Below are 24,055 nucleotides of genomic sequence, written 5' to 3'. Positions count from 1 at the left end.
CCCATTGCTTCAGGTAGCTGCTCATGAGTAAACCGTTCAAACTAAATTCCGCTTTTAAACCCTCTGGCGATCAGCCTGAGGCGATTCGTCGCCTGGAAGAAGGTCTGGAGGATGGACTGGCGCATCAGACGCTGCTGGGGGTGACGGGGTCGGGGAAAACATTCACCATCGCGAACGTGATTGCGGACTTACAGCGACCTACCATGGTGCTGGCCCCCAATAAGACGCTTGCCGCACAGTTGTACGGTGAGATGAAAGAGTTTTTCCCGGATAACGCGGTGGAATATTTCGTCTCCTACTACGACTATTATCAGCCGGAAGCCTACGTGCCAAGTTCTGACACCTTCATCGAGAAGGATGCCTCGGTTAACGAACACATTGAGCAGATGCGACTGTCAGCGACCAAAGCGTTGCTTGAGCGACGGGATGTCGTTGTCGTGGCGTCGGTTTCCGCGATTTATGGTCTGGGTGACCCGGATCTGTACCTGAAAATGATGCTGCACCTGACGGTGGGGATGATTATCGACCAGCGCGCGATCCTGCGTCGTCTGGCGGAGCTGCAATATACCCGCAACGATCAGGCATTCCAGCGCGGGACCTTCCGCGTGCGCGGTGAAGTGATCGACATATTCCCGGCGGAATCTGACGACATCGCGTTGCGCGTGGAACTGTTTGATGAAGAGGTCGAACGTTTGTCGCTGTTTGACCCGCTTACCGGGCAGGTCGAATCCACTATTTCGCGCTTTACCATCTACCCTAAAACGCACTACGTGACGCCGCGCGAACGTATTGTACAGGCGATGGAAGAAATTAAGGTTGAGCTTGCAGAGCGGCGAAAAGTCCTGTTGGCAAATAACAAACTTCTGGAAGAACAGCGCTTAAGTCAGCGTACCCAGTTCGATCTGGAAATGATGAACGAGCTGGGTTACTGCTCGGGGATTGAAAACTATTCCCGCTATCTGTCCGGGCGTGGTCCGGGCGAGCCGCCGCCGACGCTGTTTGATTACCTGCCTGCCGATGGCCTGCTGGTTGTGGATGAATCCCACGTGACTATCCCGCAAATTGGCGGCATGTATCGCGGTGACCGGGCGCGTAAAGAAACCCTGGTCGAATACGGATTCCGTCTGCCGTCGGCGCTGGATAACCGTCCGCTTAAATTTGAAGAGTTTGAAGCGCTGGCCCCGCAAACCATCTACGTTTCGGCGACGCCGGGCAACTATGAGCTGGAGAAATCCGGTGATGATGTGGTCGATCAGGTGGTACGACCGACCGGGCTGCTGGATCCGGTTATTGAGGTGCGTCCGGTGGCGACGCAGGTTGACGACCTGCTGTCTGAAATCCGCACCCGTGCGGCGATTAACGAACGTGTGCTGGTCACCACGCTCACCAAACGGATGGCGGAAGACCTCACAGAATACCTCGAAGAACACGGCGAGCGGGTGCGTTATCTGCACTCTGACATCGATACCGTGGAACGTATGGAAATCATTCGTGACCTGCGTCTGGGCGAGTTTGACGTGCTGGTGGGTATCAACCTGTTACGTGAAGGCCTGGACATGCCTGAGGTCTCCCTGGTGGCGATTCTGGACGCAGACAAAGAAGGGTTCCTGCGTTCTGAACGTTCGCTTATCCAGACCATCGGTCGTGCGGCGCGTAATATCAACGGTAAGGCGATTCTTTACGGTGATAAAATTACCGCCTCAATGGCCAAAGCGATTGGTGAAACCGAACGTCGTCGTGAGAAACAGCAGCTCTACAACGAAGAGCACGGTATTACGCCGCAGGGCCTGAACAAGAAAGTGGTCGATATTCTGGCGTTGGGTCAGAATATTGCGAAGACCAAAGCGAAAGGCAAAGGGAAGTCACGCGCAGGCGCGAAGTCTGAGGTTGTCGAACTGGATATGACGCCAAAAGCGCTGCAGCAGAAGATTCACGAGCTGGAAGGGCAGATGATGCAGCACGCACAGAATCTCGAGTTTGAAGAGGCCGCGACAATCCGTGACCAGTTGCATCAGCTGCGCGAGTTGTTTATTGCGGCATCGTAAGGCGGTGTCGGATGCGGGGTAAACCCCTTATCCGACCTACGGGGTAGATCGCCTTTGTAGGCCTGATAAGCGCAGCGCATCAGGCATTGTTTGATGCCGGATGCCGGAGCAAATCGTTTTGTAGGCCTGATAAGCAAAGCGCATCAGGCAAATCCGTTCAGCCCAGCGCCTGCACTGCTTTCTCCAGCGCACTATGCAATAGCTGGCGGTCATGGCGGTAGGGAATATCGCTGGCTTCCAGCACTTCCTGGATCACAACGCGGTCGGTAACGGCGGAAGCATCTACTTTCGGCCCCACAACCACCGCATCAATCACTTTCTTCCCGACGTACTGTTCAATAATGGCCAGCTTATCGCTAAGCGTCAGGCTGGCTGCTGGCAGGCTTAATTCGCGCCCAAGATTGCCTATATAGACCATCGGAGCCGGTGTGCGACGTAATGCCTGTGACATTTCATCGAGTAACAGAATCGGCATCAGGCTGGTGTAAAAACTGCCAGGGCCTATCAAAATCAAATCCGCTTCAGCGATAGCCTCAACGGCCTCACGCGTAGTCGGGACTTTTGGCGACAGCATCAGTTCCTGAGGCGGGACGGTGAGCTGATCGATATTCACTTCGCCATAAACTTCATGTCCCTGGTCATCAATGGCCATCAGATCCACCGGCAGCTCCGACATCGGAATTAAATGTGCGTCAACTTTCAGCAGGCTACGAATTAAATTGATAGCTTCCAGAGGCCGCACGCTGAGGTGGTCGAGCGCCTTTAACATCAGATTTCCGAGGTTATGCCCGGAAAGTTCGCCATTACCGCCAAAACGATACTCAAACATGGCGGATGCAACGCTGGGTTGGGTAATTAACTGGTTCAGACAGTTACGCATGTCTCCCCAGGCTATCCCTCCTTCAGAGCGACGAATACGACCTGTCGACCCGCCGTTATCGGTGGTGGTGACGATACCCGTCAGGCGGGAACCTAATGGGGAAAGAGAGGAGAGAACGCGTCCTAATCCATGCCCTCCGCCGAGAGCGACAACGCGGTCCAGATCTGCCAGCGTGCGAGTGCGCATATATTTTCCTGATATCAATTGATCGGCGCTACAGTAACGTAAATAGCGTGTTTTCGGCAATTATCCAGTCGGCATCTGCCGTAATTTTTTTCTGCGATCTACTCCTTTCTGACGACACCCACCTGATAGCAAGATGATGTATATCAATGCAAAACTGTAGTTTTTGCTTATTCTGTAGCGAAATTGCACGATCATGTCGTTATGTATGTATTTATACAGCGAAAGTGTACATGGCAAAAGCGTCATTTACACGCTAGTATCGGCATAACCACAAAGTACTTTTAATAATTTGAGTTGCCGAAAGCCAACGCATCTGCAACTCGAAGTATGATGAGTATAAACACTCTAGCCTCTGCACCTGGGTCAAATGATACGGTGCTTTGGCCGTGACAAGACTTGAAAAAGTTTGTCACCAGGGCGCAGGAAGAAATGACTACGTCTCCCGTATTTGGAAAGGTGTACATGGGCTCTCAACTTACCGATGCTTTCGCACGTAAGTTTTACTACTTACGTTTGTCGATTACCGATGTGTGTAACTTTCGTTGCACCTACTGCCTGCCGGATGGCTATAAGCCCGGCGGGGTCACCAATAACGGCTTTTTGACCGTTGATGAAATTCGCCGCGTCACGCGTGCGTTCGCCAGTCTGGGAACGGAAAAAGTGCGTCTGACGGGGGGCGAACCTTCACTGCGTCGCGACTTCACTGACATCATCGCCGCCGTGCGCGAAAACGACGCCATCCGCCAGATTGCGGTAACCACCAATGGTTATCGTCTGGCGCGCGATGCCGCCGCCTGGCGCGATGCCGGACTGACCGCGCTCAACGTCAGCGTCGACAGCCTCGATGCCCGTCAGTTTCACGCCATTACCGGACAGGACAAGTTTCAGCAGGTGATGGCAGGCATTGATGCCGCCTTTGATGCCGGTTTTGAAAAAGTGAAAGTCAACACCGTGCTGATGCGCGACGTAAACCATCATCAACTGGACACCTTCCTGGCGTGGATCCAACCTCGACCAATCCAACTGCGTTTTATTGAACTGATGGAAACGGGCGAGGGCAGCTCTCTCTTCCGTAAACACCATATTTCCGGACAGGTACTGCGCGATGAGCTGCTGCGTCGCGGCTGGATCCACCAGATCCGACAGCGTAGCGACGGCCCGGCTCAGGTATTCTGTCATCCTGATTATGTTGGCGAAATTGGTCTGATCATGCCTTATGAGAAAGACTTCTGCGCCACCTGTAATCGTCTGCGCGTTTCCTCTGTCGGCAAGCTTCATCTGTGTTTATTTGGTGAAGGTGGCGTAAGCCTGCGTGATTTGCTGGAAGACGATGCTCAGCAACCGGCGCTGGAAGAACGTATTTCAGCCGCGCTGCTGGAGAAAAAGCAGACCCATTTCCTGCATCAGAACAATACCGGTATTACGCAAAACTTATCTTACATTGGCGGCTGATCGCTAAAAGGAGTTTTTCATGAGTCAGGTAAGCGCTGAATTTATCCCGACACGCATTGCTATTCTTACTGTTTCCAACCGTCGCGGCGAAGAAGATGACACCTCCGGCCATTATCTGCGTGACTCGGTGCAAGAAGCGGGTCATCAGATTGTCGATAAGGCGATTGTCAAAGAGAACCGCTACGCCATCCGCGCCCAGGTTTCTGCCTGGATTGCCAGTGACGATGTACAGGTGGTGCTCATTACCGGTGGCACTGGCTTAACCGAAGGGGACCAGGCGCCGGAAGCGCTGCAACCGCTGTTCGACAGAGAAGTTGAAGGGTTTGGCGAAGTCTTCCGTATGCTGTCGTTTGAAGAGATTGGCACCGCGACGCTGCAATCCCGGGCGATTGCCGGGGTGGCCAATAAAACGCTGATTTTTGCCATGCCGGGTTCGACGAAAGCGTGTCGTACCGCCTGGGAAAATATCATTGCGCCGCAGCTTGATGCCCGTACGCGTCCGTGTAACTTCCACCCACATTTGAAGAAATAAGTATGTCGCAACTGACTCATATTAACGCCGCTGGCGAAGCACATATGGTGGATGTCTCCGCCAAAGCGGAAACCGTACGCGAGGCGCGTGCAGAAGCATTCGTAACCATGCATAGCGAAACGCTGGCGATGATCATCGACGGCAGCCACCATAAAGGTGACGTTTTCGCCACGGCGCGTATTGCCGGTATTCAGGCAGCCAAACGCACCTGGGATCTTATCCCGCTGTGTCACCCACTGATGCTGAGCAAGGTCGAAGTCAATTTGCACGCCGAGCCGGAGCACAATCGCGTACGTATTGAAACGCTGTGTCGCCTGACCGGTAAAACCGGCGTTGAAATGGAAGCGTTAACGGCAGCCTCCGTGGCGGCATTGACCATCTACGATATGTGCAAAGCGGTACAAAAGGATATGGTGATTGGTCCGGTGCGTCTGCTGGCAAAAAGCGGCGGCAAATCGGGTGATTTTAAGGTGGATGCGCATGATTAAGGTTCTTTTCTTTGCTCAGGTACGGGAACTGGTGAACACCGATGCGTTAGAAGTTGCCGCCGAGTTTGCTACGGTAGAAGCACTGCGCAAGCATCTGGCGGCGCAAAGCGATCGCTGGGCGCTGGCGCTGGAAGACGGCAAGCTGCTGGCGGCGGTGAATCAGACGCTGGTCAGTTTTGACCATCCTCTTAACGCGGGTGATGAAGTCGCTTTCTTCCCGCCGGTAACCGGAGGCTAAGATGGCTGAAACGCGAATTGTTGTTGGCCACGCGCCGTTCAGCGTCGGGGATGAGTATCCCTGGCTGGCAGAGCGCGATGAAGACGGCGCGGTCGTCACTTTCACCGGTAAAGTGCGCAATCACAATCTCGGTGACAGCGTGCAGGCGTTAACGCTGGAACACTATCCGGGAATGACCGAAAAAGCGCTGGCGGAGATTGTCGACGAAGCGCGTTCGCGCTGGCCACTGGGTCGGGTGACGGTGATTCATCGCATTGGCGAACTGTGGCCGGGTGACGAAATCGTGTTTGTTGGCGTGACCAGTGCGCATCGCAGCAGCGCATTTGATGCCGGGCAGTTCATTATGGATTACCTGAAAACCCGCGCGCCGTTCTGGAAACGCGAGGCTACGCCGGAAGGTGAGCGCTGGGTTGATGCCCGCGACAGCGATAAGCTAGCAGCAAAACGCTGGTAGAGTACAATTGTTGTAGGCTCATACTGATTCAGGAGATTGTCATGGACCGATTCCCACGATCCGATTCTATTGTACAGGCCCGTTCCGGTCTGCAAACGTATATGGCGCAGGTGTGCGGCTGGATGACCTGCGGACTATTGCTGACGGCGTTTATCGCCTGGTATGCGGCAAATACGCCCGCGGTGATGATGTTTGTCTTCTCCAGCAAAATCACCTTCTTTGGCCTGATCATCGCTCAACTGGCGCTGGTGTTCGTCCTGTCTGGCATGGTGCAAAGGCTCAGCGCGGGTATGGCGACCACGCTGTTTATGCTCTATTCGGCATTAACCGGGTTGACGCTATCAAGCATTTTTATCGTCTATACCTACTCGTCTATCGCCAGCACCTTCGTGGTCACCGGTGGGATGTTCGGGATCATGAGCTTGTATGGCTACACCACCAAGCGCGATCTGAGCGGCTTCGGCAATATGCTGTTTATGGCGCTGATCGGTATTGTGCTGGCCTCACTGGTTAACTTCTGGCTGAAGAGCGAAGCGCTGATGTGGGCGGTGACCTATATCGGGGTGATTGTGTTTGTCGGTCTGACCGCCTATGACACGCAGAAGCTGAAAAATATCGGTGAGCAGATTGACCTGCGCGACAGCTCCAATCTGCGTAAATATGCAATTCTTGGGGCTTTAACGCTGTATCTGGACTTCATCAACCTGTTCCTGATGCTGCTGCGTATTTTCGGCAATCGTCGTTAATTGTCTGTTGCCGGATGCGGCTTAACGCCTTATCCGGCCTACTTTTGATACCAGGCGGTAGGCCGCATCCGGCACTATATGCACCATCATTTCGCCATCGCCTTCTCGTTCTTTGCCCGTAGCTTTTTCGCCCGACTCTCCAACAGCAAATAACACATCAGCGCCAGCAGTAGCGGAATAAAATAGTAGAGCACGCGATACGCGAGCAGGGCAGCAATGATCGTGCCCTGAGACGTATTCTCTCCTGCCAGCAGCGCCATAAACACTGCCTCCAGCACGCCGATCCCCGCCGGAATATGCACAATCACCCCGGCAATACTGCTTACCAGCAGCACGCCCAGCACGAAGAAATAGTTGATGTTCTGGCCCAGCAACAACCAGATAATCGCCCCCATTACCATCCAGTTAGCCCCGGATATCGCCATTTGCGCGAGGGCAAATTTCCACGAGGGTAGCACCAGCTTTTGGCCCTTGATGGTGATGTGACGATGTTTAGCGAAAGCGCAAAACCACAGATAAACAACAATAATCATCAGCAGCGCTATGCCTAAAATGCGCAATGTGCCTTCATCGATATACCAGTGTGCGGGCAGTTCGACGACGCCGAAGGTAAATATAAAACCGCCCAGCAGAATATAGCCCAGCCAGTTTGTGGTTATGCTCAGCGAAAAAATCCGCGTTATTGTGCCCCCCGGCAACCCGAGACGCGAGTAGAGCCGATAACGCATCCCAATACCACCCACCCAGGTGCTTAACGTCAGGTTGAACGCGTAACAGATAAACGACACCAGCATGACCTGGCGTTTTGCCAGTTTGTGACCGCAGTAGTAGCGCCCGAGCAGATCATAACAGCCGTAAAGTAAATAACTGACGATCACCAACCCCACGGCGCTGAGCAGGGCGATCCGGTTGTAATCGCGAATTACCGTCCACACTTCCTGCCAGTTGACTTTGCTGGCATAAACAACCAGCAGCACGATCACCGCAATAAAAAATAACCATGTGAGGATCTTTTTCGCTAACCGCCAGCGTCGGTGATTTTTTGCCATCAGGTTTTCCCTCCTGCATCCTCAGTTTGTATACGGTCCTGAGTTTCCAGAGCGGGCTGCGCGGGCGGCTCTATCTCGGCCAGATGCGGGGTATGCGCAGGAAGCCAGCCGACCAGCGCCGGGAAGTGGCGTAAAAAGTGGAAGGCCAACACGCTTTTAGTCAGGTTCCACCAGGTGCGTTTTGGCAGCATGGATTCATCAACCCGCTTGCAGTCCTGCGCAATAATAGGGTTCAGGTTGTCGCGCAGGGTCTGGTTAAACGTGCGGTCATGAATAATCAGATTTGCTTCCAGATTCAGCGACAGGCTCAGCGGATCAAGATTGCTGGATCCCACCGTCGCCCAGTGATCGTCCATCAGCGCCACTTTGCCATGCAGAGGTTTACGGCGGTATTCATAGACATGGACGCCACCTTTAACCAGATAGTTGTACAGCAGGCGGGCGCCCACTTTCACAATCGGCATATCCGGTTCACCCTGCACGATGAGTTTTACCCGAACGCCGCGTCGTGCCGCTTTACGCAGGGCATGCAGCAGGCGATATCCTGGAAAGAAATAGGCATTGGCGATAATCACTTCCCGCCGGGCCTGGGTCAGCATTTTCAGATAGTGGCGTTCAATATCATCGCGATGCTCTTCGTTATCGCGCCAGACAAACAGCGCCTGCGCTTCGCCAGGGCGATGATTGTCGATTGCCCGGTGATGACGTCGCCACCAGCGTCGTACGGCGCTCTGTCCGGGCAAGTTTTCCAGCACGAATCTTAGGATGTCGGCTACGACTGGACCTTCAACGCGCACGGCGTAATCCTGTTTGGCCTCCGGGCCGTAATCAGACATATGTTCAGCGGAGTAATTGATGCCGCCGACAAAGGCAACACGGTCATCAATGACCACTATTTTTCGATGCATACGGCGAAAGAGATTGGTGCGCATACCGAACAGGCGCGGGCGCGGATCGTAGTAGCGGAAAACAATGCCGGCTACGGTCAGCTCTTCAACAAAACTGTCGCTCAGATCCGGCGAGCCGTAGCCATCCAGCAGCACCTCTGCTTTGATACCTCGCCGGGCGGCTTCGAGCAACGCGGCATGCAGCCGTTTTCCGACCGCATCTTCAAACCAGATAAAGGTCTCAAGGATAATTTTTTGCTCTGCCTGCTCAATGGCGTCAAAGACGGCGGGGTAGAATTGATCGCCATTTTCCAGCAGTTGAATTTGATTGCCTTCACGCCAGCCATATTTCATAAATGAATCTCCGCACTCAGGGGGGCATGATCGGACAAATGTCGCCAGTGACGCAGCGCCAGCGTCGTTGGGGTACTGGCATTCGCGTTTTTCACATAGATCCTGTCCAGGCGCAGCAGGGGAAACTGCACCGGAAAGGTTCGCGCCGGGCGGCCGTGGGCGCGGGTAAAAATCTCGTCAAGGCCAGCTTTGGCTTTCAACGGACGATTGGCCGTTTGCCGCCAGTCATTAAAATCTCCGGCAATCACTACGGGCTCCGCGTTGGGTAGGGCGTTAACCCAGTCTGCCAGCATAGAGAGCTGGGTCTGGCGGTGAGCTTCACGCAGGCCGAGATGTACACACATCACATGGATGGGGTGGGAGAGCATTGGCGGTACGATTCGGCAGTAAAGGACTCCGCGCTTTTCACTCGCGCCGACTGACACATCACGATTTTCATAATGCTCAATGGGATACCGCGACAGCACCGCATTACCATGATGTCCCTGCGGGTACACGGCGTTACGCCCGTAGGCGAAGTCGCTCCACATGGTGTCCGCCAGAAATTCGTAATGGCTGGTATCCGGCCAGTTATCAATGTGCAGCGAATGCGCTTCGTGCGCGCCCATGACTTCCTGCAGACATACAATGTCTGCACCAACCGTTCTGACGGCCTCCCGTAGCTCAGGCAAAATAAAACGCCGGTTGAAGGCGGTGAACCCTTTGTGAGTATTAATGGTGAGCACATTGAATGAAAATTGAACTCCCGATCCGCTCATGAGCCTCCCGATGGCGTCACTTCCTAAATAAAATAGTGTAGTCGTCGTCACAAAAAGATGCGGTGTTGCGGAATTTTCCGTAAAGTCCGGTACTCTGAACAATTAGTCGAAAATCCTTCAGGAGAATAGCCATGAGGTGGCAACAACGTGTTCGTGTCGCAACGGGTCTAAGTTGCTGGCAGATAGTGTTGCATTTACTGGTAGTGGCGTTGCTGGTAATGGGCTGGATGAGCGGCAGACTGGTGCATGTCGGCCTGGGATTGTGCGTCGTGTACGGCGTTACGGTTTTATTGATGCTGGCATTGCAACGTCACCACGAACAGCGCTGGCGCGACGTGGCTGATGTGCTGGAAGAGTTGACCACGACGTGGTATTTCGGTGCCGCAATGATCGTGCTGTGGCTGCTGTCGCGTGTGCTGCAAAACAACGTCTTGCTGGCACTGGCGGGGCTGGTAATCCTTGCCGGACCCGCCGTGGTCTCGCTGCTGGCGAAAGACAAAAAGCTACATCACCTTGCGTCTAAACATCGCATACGCCGCTGAGCCGGTCGTGGCCGCTATCACCAACAGCGGCCACAAGCTTCCCCAGACAATCTTCAGACTCGCATCTTTCAGGTAAATTTGTTTCGTAATGTCCGTAAAATGGCGGATCGGGTTTATCCACGTCAGATTCTGCAACCAGACCGGCATGTTTTCGACCGGTGAGACGTAGCCCGAGAGTAAAATCGCCGGCATCATAAACACAAACACACCGATGAACGCCTGCTGCTGGGTGGCGCACAGTGACGAAATCAGCAGACCAAAGCCAACCAGCGACAGCCCGTAAATCACCATTGTGAAATAGAACAGCCCCAATGAACCGGCAAACGGAATGTGATAAGCCCAGATACCGATCGCCAGTACAATGGTGGCCTGAAAAGTAGCCACAATGAGCGCGGGCACCGCTTTACCGATAAAAATCTGCCAGGTGGTCAGCGGGGAGACCAGCAGTTGATCCAGCGTGCCTTGCTCGCGCTCGCGGGCAACCGACAGCGAGGTGACGATCATTACGCCGATGGTGGTGATCATGGCGATCAGCGACGGAACCACAAACCATTTGTAATCCAGATTCGGGTTATACCAGTTACGCACTACCAGCTCGCTGTTGTTCGGTTTCGGCTTGCCGTCCATCAGCTCCTGCTGATACTCCTTAACGATTTGCTGCAGGTAATTCGCGGCAATTTGCGCGCTGTTTGAGTTGCGCCCGTCGAGGATAATCTGCATGGGTGCCTGCTGGAAGGTATCCAGATTACGCGAAAAGTTAGCCGGGAAACGCACCAGCAGCAGGGCTTTTTGCGTGTCGATGGTGGGCTGGATCTCCTGCGGGCTTTTCAGCAGCAGAACATGCGTAAAAGCGCTGGCGCGAGCGAAGCGCTGGGTAAGCTCAACCGAATGTTTACCGTTGTCTTCGTTATAGATAGCAATTGTGGCGTTGGTGACTTCCAGCGTTGCCGCGAACGGGAACAGGATAACCTGAATCAGCACCGGTAAAATCAGAATGGCTCGCGTCTGCGGTTCGCGTAATAGCGATTGCAGCTCTTTGCGAATTAATGTCCATAAGCGATGAAACATGCCCGTCCTCTCAGTCCAGTTTGTAGGCCTGATAAGCAAAGCGCATCAGGCATAATGCCGGATGGCGACGTGAACGCCTTATCCGGCCTACGGCTACAATTATCCATACACGGATTTAATCCAGCCGACGTTTGGTTTTAAGCCACGTCAGGCCAATAAACATCACCGCCGAAGCGATTAAAAACAGCACGTTGATAATCAGCACCACCGGGATATTGCCCGCCAGGAACAGGCTTTGCAGGGTGCTGACGAAATAACGCGCCGGAATAATGTAGGTTACCGCCCGGATAATCGCGGGCATGCTGTCTATCTGGAAGATAAAACCCGATAACATAATCGAGGGCAGGAAGGCGGCGTTCAGCGCGACCTGCGCGGCGTTAAACTGGTTGCGGGTGATGGTGGAAATAAGCAACCCCATGCCGAGCGTACTGAGCAGAAACAGGCTGGTAATGAAAAACAGGATCAGCAACGAGCCACGGTAGGGCACGCCAAGAATAAACACCGACACCAGCATACACAGCAGCATCGCCAGCATGCCCAGAAAGTAATACGGGATCAGTTTGCACAGCAGTAGCTCGACGCGGGTGACTTCGGTAGACAGCAGCGCTTCCATGGTGCCGCGCTCCCATTCGCGCGCCACCACTAATGAGGTGAGGATGGCGCCAATGACCGTCATGATGATGGTGACCGCCCCGGGAATAATAAAGTGCTGGCTGATGGCCGCCGGGTTAAACCAGTAACGGGTCTGCACGTCGATCAATGGTTTGAACGATTCCCCACGATCTTCTGCCCGCTGTTGCTGCCAGATTTGCCAGATGCCTTCGACATAACCCTGCACAAAGTTGGCGGTATTGGGTTCGCTGCCGTCGGTGATCACCTGGATCGGTGCCACGTCATTGGGTCGTGCCATCTGCTGGGCAAAATCCACCGGGATCACCACCAGCCCGCGAATGCGCCCGGCCTGCATTTTCTCAATCAGTTCCTGGCGATTATCGCTGATGGTGGCGTCAATATACGGCGAACCGGTCATGGTATGGGTAAAATCCAGCGCCTCTTCGCTCTGCTGTTCGAGCAAAATCCCTACCCGCAGCTTGCTGGAGTCGAGGTTGATCCCGTAGCCGAAGATAAACAGCAGCAGCAGCGGGATCACCACCGCAATCAGCCAACTGCTGGGATCGCGGACGATCTGGCGCGTCTCTTTCACGCACAGCGCGCGGACGCGACGCCAGGAGAGAGCGGAGTTACTCATGCGTATGCTCCTTATCCCAGTCATTGATTAGCGTGATGAACGCCTGTTCCATGGTCGGGTCCGGCGTGTCGCTGTCGGCAGCCTGAGCCTTCAGGTCGTCCGGTGTACCGCTGGCAATCAGTTTGCCGCGATACACCAGCCCGATGCGATCGCAGTATTCCGCCTCATCCATAAAGTGGGTGGTCACCATCACCGTGACGCCTTTTTCCACCATGCTGTTGATATGCAACCAGAACTCACGACGGGTGAGGGGATCGACCCCGGAAGTGGGTTCATCAAGGAACAGAATGTCGGGTTCATGCATCAGCGAGCAGGCCAGCGCCAGACGCTGCTTAAATCCCAGCGGCAGTTCGTCGGTGGCGTGGGAAGCGATACTCTTCAGGCCAAATGCCTCGCTCATACGATCGATTTTCTCTTTCTGCGCCCGACCACGCAGGCCGTAGACGCCGGAGAAAAAGCGCAGATTCTGTTCAACCGTCAGGTTACCGTACAGGGAGAATTTCTGCGCCATATAGCCCAGATGCTGACGCGCTTTGCCGGAGCTGACTTTCAGGTCCATATCCAGCACCAGCGCTTTGCCGGAAGTGGGGACCAGCAGGCCGCACATCATTTTAAAGGTGGTGGATTTGCCAGCGCCATTAGGGCCTAACAGACCAAAAATCTCGCCGCGCTGCACGGCAAAGTCTACGTGGTCGGTAGCGGCAAAATCGCCAAATTTCTTGGTCAACGCTTTGGCTTCGATCACCGTTTCACCAGGCGTGCCTTCCACGGTATGCAGGATAGCGCCCAGCGGGGACTCCGATGTTCCGGCTCCGCCGAGTAAATCGATAAAGGCATCTTCGAAGCGGGGGGCTGTTTCGTTGATGGTTATCTCCGGCATGCCGTCAGCGTTTTGGATCTGCTGAGCAGTAGCCTCTTTTTTCAGGATTAAACGGACGGATTTGCCCTGAATCATTCCGTCGCTGACCAGCGGCAGCTTTAACGCGCGTTGCAGCAGTCGGCGGTTGTTTTCCTGTGGACTGCTCATCAGGAAGCTACGACCCGCCATGGTTTGCGTAAGCTGAGTAGGATCGCCCTGGTATAACAGTTCACCTTCGTTCATCAGCAGCACATCACGGCATTGCTCTGCTTCATCCAGATACGACGTACTCCAGAGGATCAGCATGCCGTCCCCGGCCAGTTCGTGGACCATTTGCCACAGTTCGCGACGGGAAATAGGGTCGACACCCACGCCTGGCTCATCCAGCAGCAACACTTTAGGTTCGCCAACCAGCGTACAGGCAAGCCCGAGCTTCTGCTTCATGCCGCCAGAAAGCTTGCCCGCCAGTCGCCCGGTAAACGGCCCTAACGAGGTAAACTCCAGTAGTCGGGCAAAGGTTTTTTCTCGCGCTTCACCGGTGACGCTGCGTAAGTCGGCATAGAGATTGAGGTTCTCCATGACGGTTAAATCTTCGTACAGACCAAATTTCTGCGGCATATAGCCGAGCACCGCATGCAGCGCGCTGTCGTCTTTGATGGGGTCAAAACCAATCACAGCAGCACTTCCGGCATCAGGTTTTAATAATCCCGCCAGCATTCGCATCAGCGTGGTTTTGCCCGCGCCGTCAGGCCCGACAAGCCCGGTCACGTAGCCCGCATGAACGGTACAGTCGAGCGGGGCGACGGCCGGCTTTTCCATTCCGGCAAAGTTTTTCGTCAGCCCTTTAAGCGTAATGACGGCGTCATTCATGCCGTGCCTCATCGCCAAACTTAATCGTTACCGGCATTCCCTGGCGCAGCGAATCGTCCGCGTCGGTGACGACAATTCGCAGGCGATAAACCAGGTCGGTACGCAGGTCAGGAGTCTCGACCGTTTTCGGGGTAAATTCGGCGGTAGGAGAAACGAAGCCGATTTTGCCGTGATACGGTTTGTCCGGTCGGCCATCGGTATAGAGCAGGATCTCACGTCCTGGCTGCGCCTGGCTCAGATTTCGTTCGTCAACGTAAGCACGAACCCAAACCGGACGCGTGAGCGACAGCGTCAGTACCGTGCCACCTTCGTTCAGCATGCTGCCGGGTTCAACCGCACGGGTGAGAAGCGTGCCGTCAGACGGCGAGGTAAGCGTGGTGTCATGCAAATTAAGCTCTGCCTGTGCCAGCTCGGCCTGAGCTTGTTCGAGCGTGGCTTTCGCCTGCTCGATGTCCTGCACACGATTACCGCTGCGATATTGCGTGAGTTTATCCTGTGCGGATTTAAGCGAAGCTAACGCCTGATCGCGAGATGAACGGGCGTTTTCCAGATCGTTGGCAGAAATGGTGCGGCTTTTCCACAATCCGACCTGCCGATTGTAAAAGTTCTGCGCGTAATCATAGGCGGCCTGCGCCTGTTTGACTGCTGCCGCGGTTTGCGCGATCTCTTCTTCGCGATACCCTGCCAGCATCAGATCGTATTGTGCCTGTGCGGCGGCAACGTTGGCTTTTGCCTGCATCAATGCGTTTTCATACGGTGCGCGGTCCAGTTCACCCAGCACCTGACCGGCGGTAATGGCATCGCCTTCGTCAACCGCCAGCGAGGCCAGCCTGCCGCCGACGCGAAAACTCAGGTTGACGCTACGGATATCGACATTGCCGTACAGTGTTAAACCATTATCTTGCCGACTTTGATACCACCACGTTCCACCGGCAATCACGGCAACGAGGGCCGCGATAACCAGCCCGAGAACGACAGGTTTTTTCATGACTCCAGACTCCTTTGCGTTAAACCTTGCAGAATAAGATCGATGTGACAGGTGATCGTTTGGTCAATCAGCGCGGTTTTATCCTCATCAAATTGTGACCAGCCCGTACGCAACAGAATGGTTTCTTTCCCCAGACGAAAAGCCAGCACCTCGCCGAGAATGGCGTGGGTGTGCAGAATCATTTGGGTATCATTGGCATCGCCGCCCGTATAGGCGGCAATCAGGCGCGTCAGATGTGTATGCAGCGGATTGATAACCTGGTCGTGCACCAGTTGATAAGCCGCGGTGGGGGAAAGCTGTTCACGCGAGATAAATTTGCTCAGGTTAACGGTGTCGTCCTGAGTTAACAGCATAATCATATTTTTGCAGGCGCGCAGGATCAGTTCGCGCATCGCGCCACGGTCCGGCTCTGGTTGGGCGAATAAACGCTCGGCCTCTTCAGCGTGCGGGCGAAACTGTGCACCGATAAAATCCGCAATCCACTGGGCGCAGGCGAGATATAAATCCTCTTTTGAGCCAAAATAGTAGGTGATAGCCGCAATGTTTTGCCCGGCCTGTGCAGCGATATCGCGCGTCGTGGCGTGCAGACCATACTCGCCGAATTGCGCCAATGCGGCGGCAATGAGCTGGTTCTTCGCCTGTTCACCTTTGGTTGTCATGGTGGGTGTATTCATGGCACGACTCTGATCTTAATCAATCGATTGATTAAGATTATGACTGATGTGTAGCCTTGTCCAGTCCGGAGCGTTATTTTCCAGTGAAGGGATAATTTATGCGGCACATCACAAAAACTGCTACACTCCGCCCCTTCATGACATTGTGGTTTTTGTCATCTCTATTGTATGTATCTCCCTGAAAACGACACCGGTAACGGTCAGGGCGGTTCGGAGTTGTTATGTCTTTTGATTCCCTTGGTTTAAACCCTGAAATTTTACGTGCCGTTGCCGAGCAGGGTTACCGTGAACCTACCCCTATTCAGCAGCAGGCTATTCCTGCCGTGCTGGAAGGCCGCGATCTGATGGCCAGCGCCCAGACCGGTACGGGGAAAACGGCAGGATTTACCTTGCCGCTGTTGCAGCACCTGATCACCAATCAGCCGCATGGTAAAAGCCGTCGTCCGGTTCGTGCGCTGATCCTCACGCCAACCCGCGAACTGGCGGCCCAGATTGGCGAAAACGTCCGTGATTACAGTAAGTATCTGAATATTCGCTCGCTGGTGGTCTTCGGTGGCGTCAGTATTAACCCGCAGATGATGAAGCTGCGTGGCGGCGTAGATGTGCTGATCGCCACTCCGGGTCGTTTGCTCGATCTGGAACACCAGAATGCGGTGAAACTGGATCAGGTTGAGATCCTGGTACTGGATGAAGCTGACCGCATGCTGGATATGGGCTTTATTCACGATATTCGTCGCGTTCTGGCAAAACTGCCGGCAAAACGTCAGAACCTGCTGTTCTCGGCAACGTTCTCTGATGACATTAAATCGCTGGCCGAAAAACTGTTGCACAACCCGCTGGAAATTGAAGTGGCGCGTCGTAATACCGCGTCAGAGCAGGTTACTCAGCACGTTCATTTCGTTGATAAAAAACGTAAACGTGAACTGCTGTCGCAGATGATTGGTCAGGGCAACTGGCAGCAGGTGCTGGTGTTTACCCGTACCAAACATGGCGCGAACCATCTGGCAGAGCAGCTGAATAAAGATGGCATCCGTAGTGCGGCTATCCACGGTAATAAATCTCAGGGTGCGCGTACGCGTGCGCTGGCTGATTTTAAATCCGGTGATATTCGCGTGCTGGTAGCGACCGATATTGCCGCACGTGGTCTGGACATTGAAGAGTTACCGCACGTGGTGAACTACGAGCTGCCAAACGTCCCGGAAGACTACGTGCACCGCATTGGGCGTACCGGTCGTGCGGCCGCTACCGGCGAAGCGTTGTCTCTGGTGTGCGTCGATGAACACAAGCTGTTGCGTGACATCGAGAAGCTGCTGAAAAAAGAGATCCCGCGTATTGCAACGCCAGGCTACGAGCCAGATCCGTCCATTAAAGCTGAGCCGATCCAGAACGGTCGCCAGCAGCGTGGCGGCGGCGGTGGTCGTGGGCAGGGCGGAGCAGGGCGTGGCCAGCAGCCGCGTCGTCAGGATGGCGGTGCGCCAAAAGCGAAACCGCGTAGCGGAGAAGGCAAACCGGCAGGCGATAAGCCTCGTCCACCGCGCCGTCCGCGCAAACCGTCTGCAGCACAGTAATTCACCTTGCTGTATGGCAGTATAAACACGCTATCCGGCCTACACACTGTGTAGACCGGATAGGTCAATCACTCCCCCGAACTTTGCGATTTCAGCACGATTGAGCAGGTATAGCGTCCTGCCGGGTGAATCGAAATCGTCGTCTCAAATACTTTCCCGTCCCTGTCCAGATAACGACGCACGATTCTCATCGCTGGCGAATCAGGTGCAACATTGAGAATTTTTGCCACCTTTTTTGGCACGCCGACAGCCGTAATAGTCTGGTGCACCTCATGACTTTTGATACCGTAATGCGTTTCGATCAAATCGCTGATTAACGAGTGTGGATCGTCGCGGATGTACGTGCGCAGCTTAGCGTATTCCGTGCTGGCATAGCTGTCCGTCCAGCAGATTGGCGCGTCGGGGTTTTGCGCATCTTCGCGAGTGCTGGCAATGTGTAGCCAACGGGAACCAGGCGGGCAGCCAATCATCTGGGACAACTCTATGTCCGCCACAATCTCATCGATTTTCTTGATGACGCGCAGATTGTTTTTGGCCAGCAGCAACAGATCCTCAAGATGCGACAGCGGGTGATTGACGCCGTTAGCCTTAGGTTCGCAAACGCGGGTTCCCGCGCCTTTACGCCGTGATATCAGACCTTGCTCTGTTAATTCCCTTAACGCCTCACGCATGGTGTGGCGGCTGACCTGCCATGTTTCGCACAGTTCCATTTCCGTAGGAAACAGCGAACCGGGGGCAAAAGTTCCCACCGCAATTTGCTGCGCCAGTTCACGTGCTATTCGCTTGTACAGAGATTCTTTCATCGCAGTTTCATCAAAATATTAGTGATCTTTATCACGAAAATTTGTACGGACTATTCCCTACATTTCTTATGAATACTATAAATGTCCGTACATTCAAATGTACGGACATTTGTTTATGTCTGGACATTGTGGCGGCATTTGAATATCCAACAAACTACCGTAAACACGCATCTTATCATTATCAGATTTTCCAGGGGGATTTATGGCTTCGAATGTACTTGATTCTGTTCTGTTCAGGGACTCTTTCGGCACACCGGCGATGCGCGCGGTGTTTGACGATCGCGAGCTGGTACGCAAATACGTGGAAGTGGAAGTGGCATTAGCTAAAGCTCAGGCACGCTGCGGTGTGATACCCGAGGCTGCGGCGCAGGAAATCGCAGAAAAATGTAATGCTGACACGCTCGATTTTGATTTATTGCGCCATGAAACCGAAATTGTGGGTTATCCGATCCTACCGCTGGTGCACCAGATTTCTAAACAGGCAGGCGAGTCCGGAGGTTATGTGCACTGGGGGGCCACCACTCAGGACATTATGGACACCGCAGTGGTTCTGCAAATTCGTGATGCTTTTGCGCTCATTGAGTCCGATATGGACAAACTCCGCGCCACGCTGGCCGATCTTTCACGCCGCTACCGTGATACGCCGATGGCCGGGCGAACCCATTTACAACAGGCTTTGCCCGTGACCTTCGGTTATAAAACGGCCATCTGGCTGGATATGTTTGAACGCCACGCGGAACGTCTTACCCAGGCGCGTCCTCGTGTATTGGTCGGCGAATTTGCGGGGGCAGCCGGTACGCTGGCATCACTGGGGGATAAAGGCCTCGCGGTACAAAAAGCGATGATGGAAGAGCTTGGGCTAAATGTCCCAACATCCACCTGGCACGTCGCGCGTGATGGTTTTGCCGAAGCGGTGAACCTGTTAGCGGTGATTACCGGGTCGCTGGGCAAGATTGCCTACGACGTAATGCTGCTGGCAGCAAACGAGTTTGGCGAACTGTATGAGCCGTTTGTTAAAGGGCGTGGCGCCAGCAGTACCATGCCGCAGAAACGCAACCCTATTTCCAGCGAGCTGATGCTGGCCTGTGCCAAAGGCGTTCGCCAACAGGCCGGGTTGATGCTTGATGCGATGGTGCAAGATCTGGAGCGTGCAACCGGGCCGTGGCATGCCGAATGGATTGCTATCCCGGAAAGTTTCGTTCTCAGCGCGGGGGCATTGCATCAGGCCAACTTTATGCTGGCGGGGCTGGTGGTCGATGAAGAGGCGATGAAACGTAACCTCGGCATGACTAACGGATTGATTGTGGCTGAAGCGGTCATGATGGGGTTGGCTCCGTATATTGGTCGTCAGGATGCACATGACGTGGTGTATGACGCCTGTCGTATCGTCAACGAACAAGGTGGACGATTGGCTGATGTGCTGAATGCGATGCCATCTGTCTCTGAACGACTGGACCCACAGTTGATTGAAAAACTGACCGACCCGGCAAATTACCTTGGAATGGCACCGGCGATGGTGGATCAGGTATTAGCAAGATACATGTCGCGGAAATGAATGCTCTCGGGCTAACGGAATAAGGATATTTTTATGTCAACGAATTCTGTCACGGGAAAATCCATTCTGTCGTTCCTGATACCGCTGGCGATAGGCGCGATCATTTGGTTTTATCCTGTTCCTGATGGTCTAACGCCTCAGGCCTGGCATATGTTCGCGATATTTGCCGCGACCATTGCCGCCATTCTCACTCAGCCGCTCCCTTCGGGGGCGGTGATGTTGATTGCACTTTGCGTGGTTATTTTCACCAAAACGTTACCAGAGGCAAAGGCGCTGTCAGGGTTTGCGTCCGGTACGGTATGGCTCATTTTCTGCGCCTACGTCTTGTCTCTGGGGTTTGTGACGTCAGGACTGGGGAAACGTATTGCGTATAAAATGTTATCGCTCTTTGGCGGCAGCAGCCTGGGTATTGCTTATTCACTGGGGGTTTCCGATCTGATTATGGCCCCGGCAATGCCGTCAGTAACTGCGCGGTCCGGGGGCATAATTTTTCCCATCACGCGTTCCATCAATGATGTGTTGGGCTCCGCTCCAGGGGTAACGGGCAAACGTATTGGCGATTTCTTAACCATGGTGTGCTTCCAGTTTACGCCGATTACCGGGGCGATATTTCTCACCGGGATGGCGGCGAATCCGCTGGTAGCGAGCCTGGCGAAATCGTCATTGGGTATGGAGATAACCTGGGGCGGATGGTTTATTTCCGCAGTAGTCCCTGCGATGGTTTGTTTCTGTCTGATGCCGCTACTGGTCTATAAATTATTGGATCCTGAGCTTAAGCGTACGCCAGAGGCAAAAGCGATGGGTAAGCAGGCGCTCGGTGAGCTCGGTTCGATGAGCAGCAACGAGAAAAAGGTCGCGTTTGGTTTTGTGCTGGCGCTGGTTGGCTGGGGCACCAGTTTGATTACTGGATTGTCTGCCACATCTGTCGGGCTGGGGCTGGCTGCTTATCTGTTTGCTTCGGGTGCTGTTAGCTGGAAAAGTTTGCTTAATGACCATGCAGCCTGGGATACGGTTATCTGGTTTAGCGTCATTATTAGCCTTGCGACCGGACTTGCCGATCTGGGTTTTATTAAATGGATGACAATAAAGTTAGGCAGCGGTATTCAAGGGTTTGGTGCGATTGAGTCCTTTATTGTGCTGGGGATCCTTTACATTTACGTCCACTATCTCTTTGCTACGGCTACCGGGCACGTAGCTGCGCTGTATGCTCCTTTCGCGGCCACGGCGATCGCTGCGGGTGCACCGCCGATGATGGTTGCTATTTGCTTCGGTATCTTTAGTAATCTGATGTGGGGGAATACCGAGTATGGTGGCGGACCTGGTCCTATTTATTTTGCCCAGGGCTATTTTGAACGACCGCGTTTTTACAAAATTAACCTCTGTGTGGTAACGGCAAATGTGATTATCATTTTTGCAGTGGGCATGCTGTGGTGGAAGCTGCTGGGATACTATTAACCGACACGTTTATTCGGCCTGCAATGTACCTGACTGTAGGCCGGATAAGGTGTAAGCCGCCATCCGGTAATTTAAGCCAGAGCTGCGAAGCGCTTTCCAGAATGGGGGAAAAAGGTACATCCAACGCCTGAAATGTGCCACAATAGTGGCTGTTTATACAGTATTTCAGGTTTTCTCATGGCACTTACGGCTGCGCTAAAAGCGCAAATCGCCGCCTGGTACAAGGCGCTTCAGGAACAGATCCCCGACTTTATCCCCCGTGCGCCGCAGCGGCAGATGATTGCTGACGTCGCGAAAACGCTCTCCGGGGAAGAAGGGCGACATCTGGCGATTGAAGCACCGACCGGGGTGGGGAAAACCCTGTCGTATCTGATTCCCGGTATTGCCATCGCGCGTGAAGAACAAAAAACGCTGGTGGTCAGTACCGCCAACGTCGCTTTGCAGGACCAGATCTACAGCAAAGATTTACCGCTGCTGCGCAAAATTATCCCCGACCTGCGTTTTACCGCTGCGTTTGGTCGCGGACGCTATGTCTGCCCGCGTAACTTAGCGGCGCTGGCCAGCACTGAACCCAATCAGCAGGATCTGCTGGCTTTTCTCGACGATGACCTGACGCCCAACAACCAGGAAGAACAAAAGCACTGTGCCAGGCTAAAAGGCGATCTCGACAGCTACAAGTGGGACGGGCTGCGCGATCACACCGATATCGCTATCGACGACGGACTCTGGCAGCGTCTGAGCACCGATAAAGCCAGCTGTCTGAATCGCAACTGTCACTACTATCGTGAATGCCCTTTTTTTGTCGCCCGCCGGGAGATTCAGGAAGCTGAAGTGGTCGTGGCTAATCATGCGCTGGTAATGGCGGCCATGGAAAGCGAAGCCGTTTTGCCGGAGCCGAAAAATCTACTGCTGGTACTTGATGAAGGCCACCATTTGCCGGATGTCGCGCGCGATGCGCTGGAGATGAGCGCAGAAATCAGCGCCCCCTGGTATCGACTGCAGTTGGATCTATTTTGCAAATTAGTGGCTACCTGCCTGGAGCAGTTTCGCCCGAAGACCACGCCGCCACTGGCAAATGCCGAGCGTCTGAACGGTCACTGTGAGGAGCTGTATGAGCTGATTTCATCGCTCAATAACATTCTTAATCTGTATATGCCCGCTACCCAGGAGGCAGAACACCGCTTCGCGATGGGCGAATTGCCTACGGAAGTGATGGAGATTTGTCAGCGTCTGGCAAAGCTAACAGAAATGCTGCGCGGTCTGGCGGAACTGTTCCTCAACGATCTCAGCGAAAAAACCGGCACTCACGATATCGTGCGTCTGCATCGGGTTATTTTGCAGATGAACCGGGCGCTTGGCATGTTTGAGGCGCAAAGCAAACTGTGGCGGCTGGCATCGCTCGCGCAGTCGTCAGGTGCACCGGTAAGTAAATGGGCGACGCGCGAGGTGCGTGACGGGCAGATCCACGTCTGGTTCCACTGCGTGGGGATTCGTGTGAGCGATCAGCTCGAACGACTGCTGTGGCGTAGCGTCCCGCATATTATTGTCACTTCCGCAACGCTGCGCTCGCTCAACAGCTTCTCGCGTTTGCAGGAGATGAGCGGTCTGAAGGAAAAAGCAGGGGACCGGTTTGTCGCGCTGGATTCACCGTTTAATCACGTTGAACAGGGCAAAATCGTCATTCCGCAAATGCGCTACGAACCGTTAATTGATAACGAAGAGCAGCATATCGCGGAAATGGCCGCCTATTTTCGTGAACAGCTGGAGAGTAAAAAGCATCAGGGCATGCTGGTACTCTTTGCCAGCGGTCGGGCGATGCAGCGTTTTCTTGAGCACGTTACCGATCTGCGCCTGCTGTTGTTGGTGCAGGGCGATCAGCCGCGCTACCGTCTGGTGGAGTTGCACCGCAAACGGGTGACCAACGGCGAGCGCAGCGTGCTGGTTGGGCTGCAATCTTTTGCTGAAGGTCTGGACTTGAAAGGCGATCTGCTGACTCAGGTGCATATTCACAAAATTGCTTTTCCGCCTATCGACAGTCCGGTGGTGATCACCGAGGGCGAGTGGTTGAAAAGCCTGAACCGCTACCCCTTCGAGGTGCAGAGCCTGCCTGCGGCGTCGTTCAATTTGATCCAGCAGGTTGGGCGACTCATCCGTAGCCATGGCTGCTGGGGAGAAGTGGTTATTTATGACAAGCGTTTATTGACCAAAAGCTATGGCAAGCGTTTACTGAACGCGTTACCCATATTTCCGATAGAGCAACCTGCTGTGCCAGACGTTATAGTAAAACCAAAAGAAAAAGCGAAACCCACGCGCCGCCGTCGGCGTTAACGATGCGAGCAACAGGCAAGGAGTTAT

22 protein-coding genes and 1 riboswitch are annotated in these 24,055 nt (G+C 54.1%); of the genes, 12 read left to right on the top strand and 10 right to left on the bottom strand.

What is annotated here, in order from left to right:
• Window positions 1-23: 23 nt before the first annotated feature.
• Window positions 24-2,045, top strand: a complete 2,022-nt coding sequence (gene uvrB / locus OGY18_RS15650; RefSeq protein WP_008784186.1) for an excinuclease ABC subunit UvrB — start codon at window positions 24-26, stop codon at window positions 2,043-2,045.
• A 157-nt stretch (window positions 2,046-2,202) separates the two neighbouring features.
• Here uvrB and yvcK read toward each other — a convergent pair whose 3' ends face one another.
• Complete coding sequence (gene yvcK, locus OGY18_RS15645) at window positions 2,203-3,111, bottom strand: uridine diphosphate-N-acetylglucosamine-binding protein YvcK (protein WP_003831525.1); 909 nt, start codon at window positions 3,109-3,111, stop codon at window positions 2,203-2,205.
• Between the two features lie 329 nt (window positions 3,112-3,440).
• Window positions 3,441-3,586, top strand: a riboswitch (molybdenum cofactor riboswitch).
• Here yvcK and moaA point away from each other — a divergent pair.
• From moaA to OGY18_RS15615, 6 genes are all read left to right on the top strand, one after another.
• Complete coding sequence (gene moaA, locus OGY18_RS15640; protein WP_032934386.1) at window positions 3,574-4,563, top strand: GTP 3',8-cyclase MoaA; 990 nt, start codon at window positions 3,574-3,576, stop codon at window positions 4,561-4,563. Its footprint overlaps the riboswitch before it by 13 nt.
• Window positions 4,564-4,582: 19 nt before the next feature.
• Window positions 4,583-5,095 carry a molybdenum cofactor biosynthesis protein B gene (gene moaB, locus OGY18_RS15635; protein ID WP_286553563.1) on the top strand — a complete coding sequence of 171 codons (513 nt, stop codon included), beginning with the start codon at window positions 4,583-4,585 and terminating at the stop codon, window positions 5,093-5,095.
• Window positions 5,096-5,097: 2 nt separating this feature from the next.
• Window positions 5,098-5,583, top strand: a complete 486-nt coding sequence (gene moaC / locus OGY18_RS15630; RefSeq protein ID WP_003831529.1) for a cyclic pyranopterin monophosphate synthase MoaC — start codon at window positions 5,098-5,100, stop codon at window positions 5,581-5,583.
• Window positions 5,576-5,821, top strand: a complete 246-nt coding sequence (gene moaD, locus OGY18_RS15625; RefSeq protein WP_003831530.1) for a molybdopterin synthase sulfur carrier subunit — start codon at window positions 5,576-5,578, stop codon at window positions 5,819-5,821. Before moaC ends, moaD begins: the two co-directional genes overlap by 8 nt.
• Window position 5,822: 1 nt before the next feature.
• Entirely contained in the window at window positions 5,823-6,275 is a 453-nt protein-coding gene (gene moaE, locus OGY18_RS15620) for a molybdopterin synthase catalytic subunit MoaE (protein ID WP_126318757.1), read from the top strand.
• Window positions 6,276-6,316: 41 nt separating this feature from the next.
• Window positions 6,317-7,021, top strand: a complete 705-nt coding sequence (locus OGY18_RS15615; RefSeq protein ID WP_286553559.1) for a Bax inhibitor-1/YccA family protein — start codon at window positions 6,317-6,319, stop codon at window positions 7,019-7,021.
• Between the two features lie 86 nt (window positions 7,022-7,107).
• Here OGY18_RS15615 and OGY18_RS15610 read toward each other — a convergent pair whose 3' ends face one another.
• Genes OGY18_RS15610 through OGY18_RS15600 form a run of 3 tightly spaced genes read right to left on the bottom strand, consistent with a single transcriptional unit; the run spans window position 7,108 to window position 10,069 of the window.
• Window positions 7,108-8,070, bottom strand: a complete 963-nt coding sequence (locus tag OGY18_RS15610; RefSeq protein WP_126318755.1) for a lysylphosphatidylglycerol synthase domain-containing protein — start codon at window positions 8,068-8,070, stop codon at window positions 7,108-7,110.
• Window positions 8,070-9,311 carry a cardiolipin synthase ClsB gene (gene clsB, locus OGY18_RS15605; RefSeq protein WP_003831540.1) on the bottom strand — a complete coding sequence of 414 codons (1,242 nt, stop codon included), beginning with the start codon at window positions 9,309-9,311 and terminating at the stop codon, window positions 8,070-8,072. The genes OGY18_RS15610 and clsB overlap by 1 nt, the downstream gene beginning before the upstream one ends.
• Window positions 9,308-10,069 (bottom strand): endonuclease/exonuclease/phosphatase family protein, encoded by a 762-nt coding sequence (locus OGY18_RS15600; RefSeq protein ID WP_126318751.1) that lies wholly within the window; start codon window positions 10,067-10,069, stop codon window positions 9,308-9,310. The genes clsB and OGY18_RS15600 overlap by 4 nt, the downstream gene beginning before the upstream one ends.
• 131 nt (window positions 10,070-10,200) lie before the next feature.
• Between OGY18_RS15600 and OGY18_RS15595 the strand changes: the two genes are divergently transcribed.
• Window positions 10,201-10,611, top strand: coding sequence for a YbhQ family protein (locus OGY18_RS15595; protein WP_003831542.1), 411 nt, complete (start codon window positions 10,201-10,203; stop codon window positions 10,609-10,611).
• Here OGY18_RS15595 and OGY18_RS15590 read toward each other — a convergent pair.
• The 5 genes from OGY18_RS15590 to cecR form a co-directional block, all read right to left on the bottom strand.
• Window positions 10,573-11,679: an ABC transporter permease gene (locus tag OGY18_RS15590; RefSeq protein WP_003831543.1), complete on the bottom strand. Its 1,107-nt coding sequence runs from the start codon at window positions 11,677-11,679 to the stop codon at window positions 10,573-10,575. The genes OGY18_RS15595 and OGY18_RS15590 overlap by 39 nt on opposite strands.
• A 115-nt stretch (window positions 11,680-11,794) precedes the next feature.
• A complete protein-coding gene (locus tag OGY18_RS15585; protein ID WP_003831545.1) occupies window positions 11,795-12,928 on the bottom strand; it encodes an ABC transporter permease in 1,134 nt (377 codons plus the stop codon).
• Window positions 12,921-14,657 (bottom strand): ATP-binding cassette domain-containing protein, encoded by a 1,737-nt coding sequence (locus OGY18_RS15580; RefSeq protein ID WP_003831546.1) that lies wholly within the window; start codon window positions 14,655-14,657, stop codon window positions 12,921-12,923. The genes OGY18_RS15585 and OGY18_RS15580 overlap by 8 nt, the downstream gene beginning before the upstream one ends.
• Complete coding sequence (gene hlyD / locus OGY18_RS15575; protein WP_003831548.1) at window positions 14,650-15,645, bottom strand: secretion protein HlyD; 996 nt, start codon at window positions 15,643-15,645, stop codon at window positions 14,650-14,652. The genes OGY18_RS15580 and hlyD overlap by 8 nt, the downstream gene beginning before the upstream one ends.
• Entirely contained in the window at window positions 15,642-16,319 is a 678-nt protein-coding gene (gene cecR / locus OGY18_RS15570; protein ID WP_003831550.1) for a transcriptional regulator CecR, read from the bottom strand. Before cecR ends, hlyD begins: the two co-directional genes overlap by 4 nt.
• A gap of 221 nt (window positions 16,320-16,540) precedes the next feature.
• Here cecR and rhlE point away from each other — a divergent pair, with 221 nt between their 5' ends.
• Window positions 16,541-17,887, top strand: coding sequence for an ATP-dependent RNA helicase RhlE (gene rhlE, locus OGY18_RS15565; protein ID WP_003831551.1), 1,347 nt, complete (start codon window positions 16,541-16,543; stop codon window positions 17,885-17,887).
• Window positions 17,888-17,955: 68 nt separating this feature from the next.
• Here rhlE and OGY18_RS15560 read toward each other — a convergent pair whose 3' ends face one another.
• On the bottom strand, window positions 17,956-18,690 hold the full coding sequence (locus OGY18_RS15560; protein ID WP_148362229.1) for a GntR family transcriptional regulator: 735 nt from the start codon (window positions 18,688-18,690) through the stop codon (window positions 17,956-17,958).
• 202 nt (window positions 18,691-18,892) lie between these two features.
• Here OGY18_RS15560 and OGY18_RS15555 point away from each other — a divergent pair, with 202 nt between their 5' ends.
• The 3 genes from OGY18_RS15555 to dinG all read left to right on the top strand — a co-directional run bounded on the left by OGY18_RS15555 (window position 18,893) and on the right by dinG (window position 24,028).
• Window positions 18,893-20,245 (top strand): class-II fumarase/aspartase family protein, encoded by a 1,353-nt coding sequence (locus OGY18_RS15555; protein WP_003831555.1) that lies wholly within the window; start codon window positions 18,893-18,895, stop codon window positions 20,243-20,245.
• A 33-nt stretch (window positions 20,246-20,278) separates the two neighbouring features.
• Window positions 20,279-21,700: a DASS family sodium-coupled anion symporter gene (locus OGY18_RS15550; protein ID WP_003831557.1), complete on the top strand. Its 1,422-nt coding sequence runs from the start codon at window positions 20,279-20,281 to the stop codon at window positions 21,698-21,700.
• Between the two features lie 177 nt (window positions 21,701-21,877).
• Window positions 21,878-24,028 (top strand): ATP-dependent DNA helicase DinG, encoded by a 2,151-nt coding sequence (dinG, locus tag OGY18_RS15545; protein ID WP_286553555.1) that lies wholly within the window; start codon window positions 21,878-21,880, stop codon window positions 24,026-24,028.
• Window positions 24,029-24,055 lie beyond the last annotated feature (27 nt).

It is taken from the genome of Citrobacter sp. Cpo142 (assembly GCF_030332425.1).
In the GTDB taxonomy this organism is placed as follows: Bacteria; Pseudomonadota; Gammaproteobacteria; order Enterobacterales; family Enterobacteriaceae; genus Citrobacter; species Citrobacter portucalensis.
The sequence above is the reverse complement of the archived record's forward strand: the minus strand, read 5'-3'. Positions and strand labels throughout refer to the sequence as shown.

Bases quoted from the DNA above. Each gene is read 5' to 3' on its own strand.
- uvrB (WP_008784186.1), top strand. From the start codon at position 24: ATGAGTAAACCGTTCAAACTAAATTCCGCTTTTAAACCCTCTGGCGAT.
- yvcK (WP_003831525.1), bottom strand. From the start codon at position 3,111: ATGCGCACTCGCACGCTGGCAGATCTGGACCGCGTTGTCGCTCTCGGC.
- moaA (WP_032934386.1), top strand. From the start codon at position 3,574: ATGGGCTCTCAACTTACCGATGCTTTCGCACGTAAGTTTTACTACTTA.
- moaB (WP_286553563.1), top strand. From the start codon at position 4,583: ATGAGTCAGGTAAGCGCTGAATTTATCCCGACACGCATTGCTATTCTT.
- moaC (WP_003831529.1), top strand. From the start codon at position 5,098: ATGTCGCAACTGACTCATATTAACGCCGCTGGCGAAGCACATATGGTG.
- moaD (WP_003831530.1), top strand. From the start codon at position 5,576: ATGATTAAGGTTCTTTTCTTTGCTCAGGTACGGGAACTGGTGAACACC.
- moaE (WP_126318757.1), top strand. From the start codon at position 5,823: ATGGCTGAAACGCGAATTGTTGTTGGCCACGCGCCGTTCAGCGTCGGG.
- OGY18_RS15615 (WP_286553559.1), top strand. From the start codon at position 6,317: ATGGACCGATTCCCACGATCCGATTCTATTGTACAGGCCCGTTCCGGT.
- OGY18_RS15610 (WP_126318755.1), bottom strand. From the start codon at position 8,070: ATGGCAAAAAATCACCGACGCTGGCGGTTAGCGAAAAAGATCCTCACA.
- clsB (WP_003831540.1), bottom strand. From the start codon at position 9,311: ATGAAATATGGCTGGCGTGAAGGCAATCAAATTCAACTGCTGGAAAAT.
- OGY18_RS15600 (WP_126318751.1), bottom strand. From the start codon at position 10,069: ATGAGCGGATCGGGAGTTCAATTTTCATTCAATGTGCTCACCATTAAT.
- OGY18_RS15595 (WP_003831542.1), top strand. From the start codon at position 10,201: ATGAGGTGGCAACAACGTGTTCGTGTCGCAACGGGTCTAAGTTGCTGG.
- OGY18_RS15590 (WP_003831543.1), bottom strand. From the start codon at position 11,679: ATGTTTCATCGCTTATGGACATTAATTCGCAAAGAGCTGCAATCGCTA.
- OGY18_RS15585 (WP_003831545.1), bottom strand. From the start codon at position 12,928: ATGAGTAACTCCGCTCTCTCCTGGCGTCGCGTCCGCGCGCTGTGCGTG.
- OGY18_RS15580 (WP_003831546.1), bottom strand. From the start codon at position 14,657: ATGAATGACGCCGTCATTACGCTTAAAGGGCTGACGAAAAACTTTGCC.
- hlyD (WP_003831548.1), bottom strand. From the start codon at position 15,645: ATGAAAAAACCTGTCGTTCTCGGGCTGGTTATCGCGGCCCTCGTTGCC.
- cecR (WP_003831550.1), bottom strand. From the start codon at position 16,319: ATGAATACACCCACCATGACAACCAAAGGTGAACAGGCGAAGAACCAG.
- rhlE (WP_003831551.1), top strand. From the start codon at position 16,541: ATGTCTTTTGATTCCCTTGGTTTAAACCCTGAAATTTTACGTGCCGTT.
- OGY18_RS15560 (WP_148362229.1), bottom strand. From the start codon at position 18,690: ATGAAAGAATCTCTGTACAAGCGAATAGCACGTGAACTGGCGCAGCAA.
- OGY18_RS15555 (WP_003831555.1), top strand. From the start codon at position 18,893: ATGGCTTCGAATGTACTTGATTCTGTTCTGTTCAGGGACTCTTTCGGC.
- OGY18_RS15550 (WP_003831557.1), top strand. From the start codon at position 20,279: ATGTCAACGAATTCTGTCACGGGAAAATCCATTCTGTCGTTCCTGATA.
- dinG (WP_286553555.1), top strand. From the start codon at position 21,878: ATGGCACTTACGGCTGCGCTAAAAGCGCAAATCGCCGCCTGGTACAAG.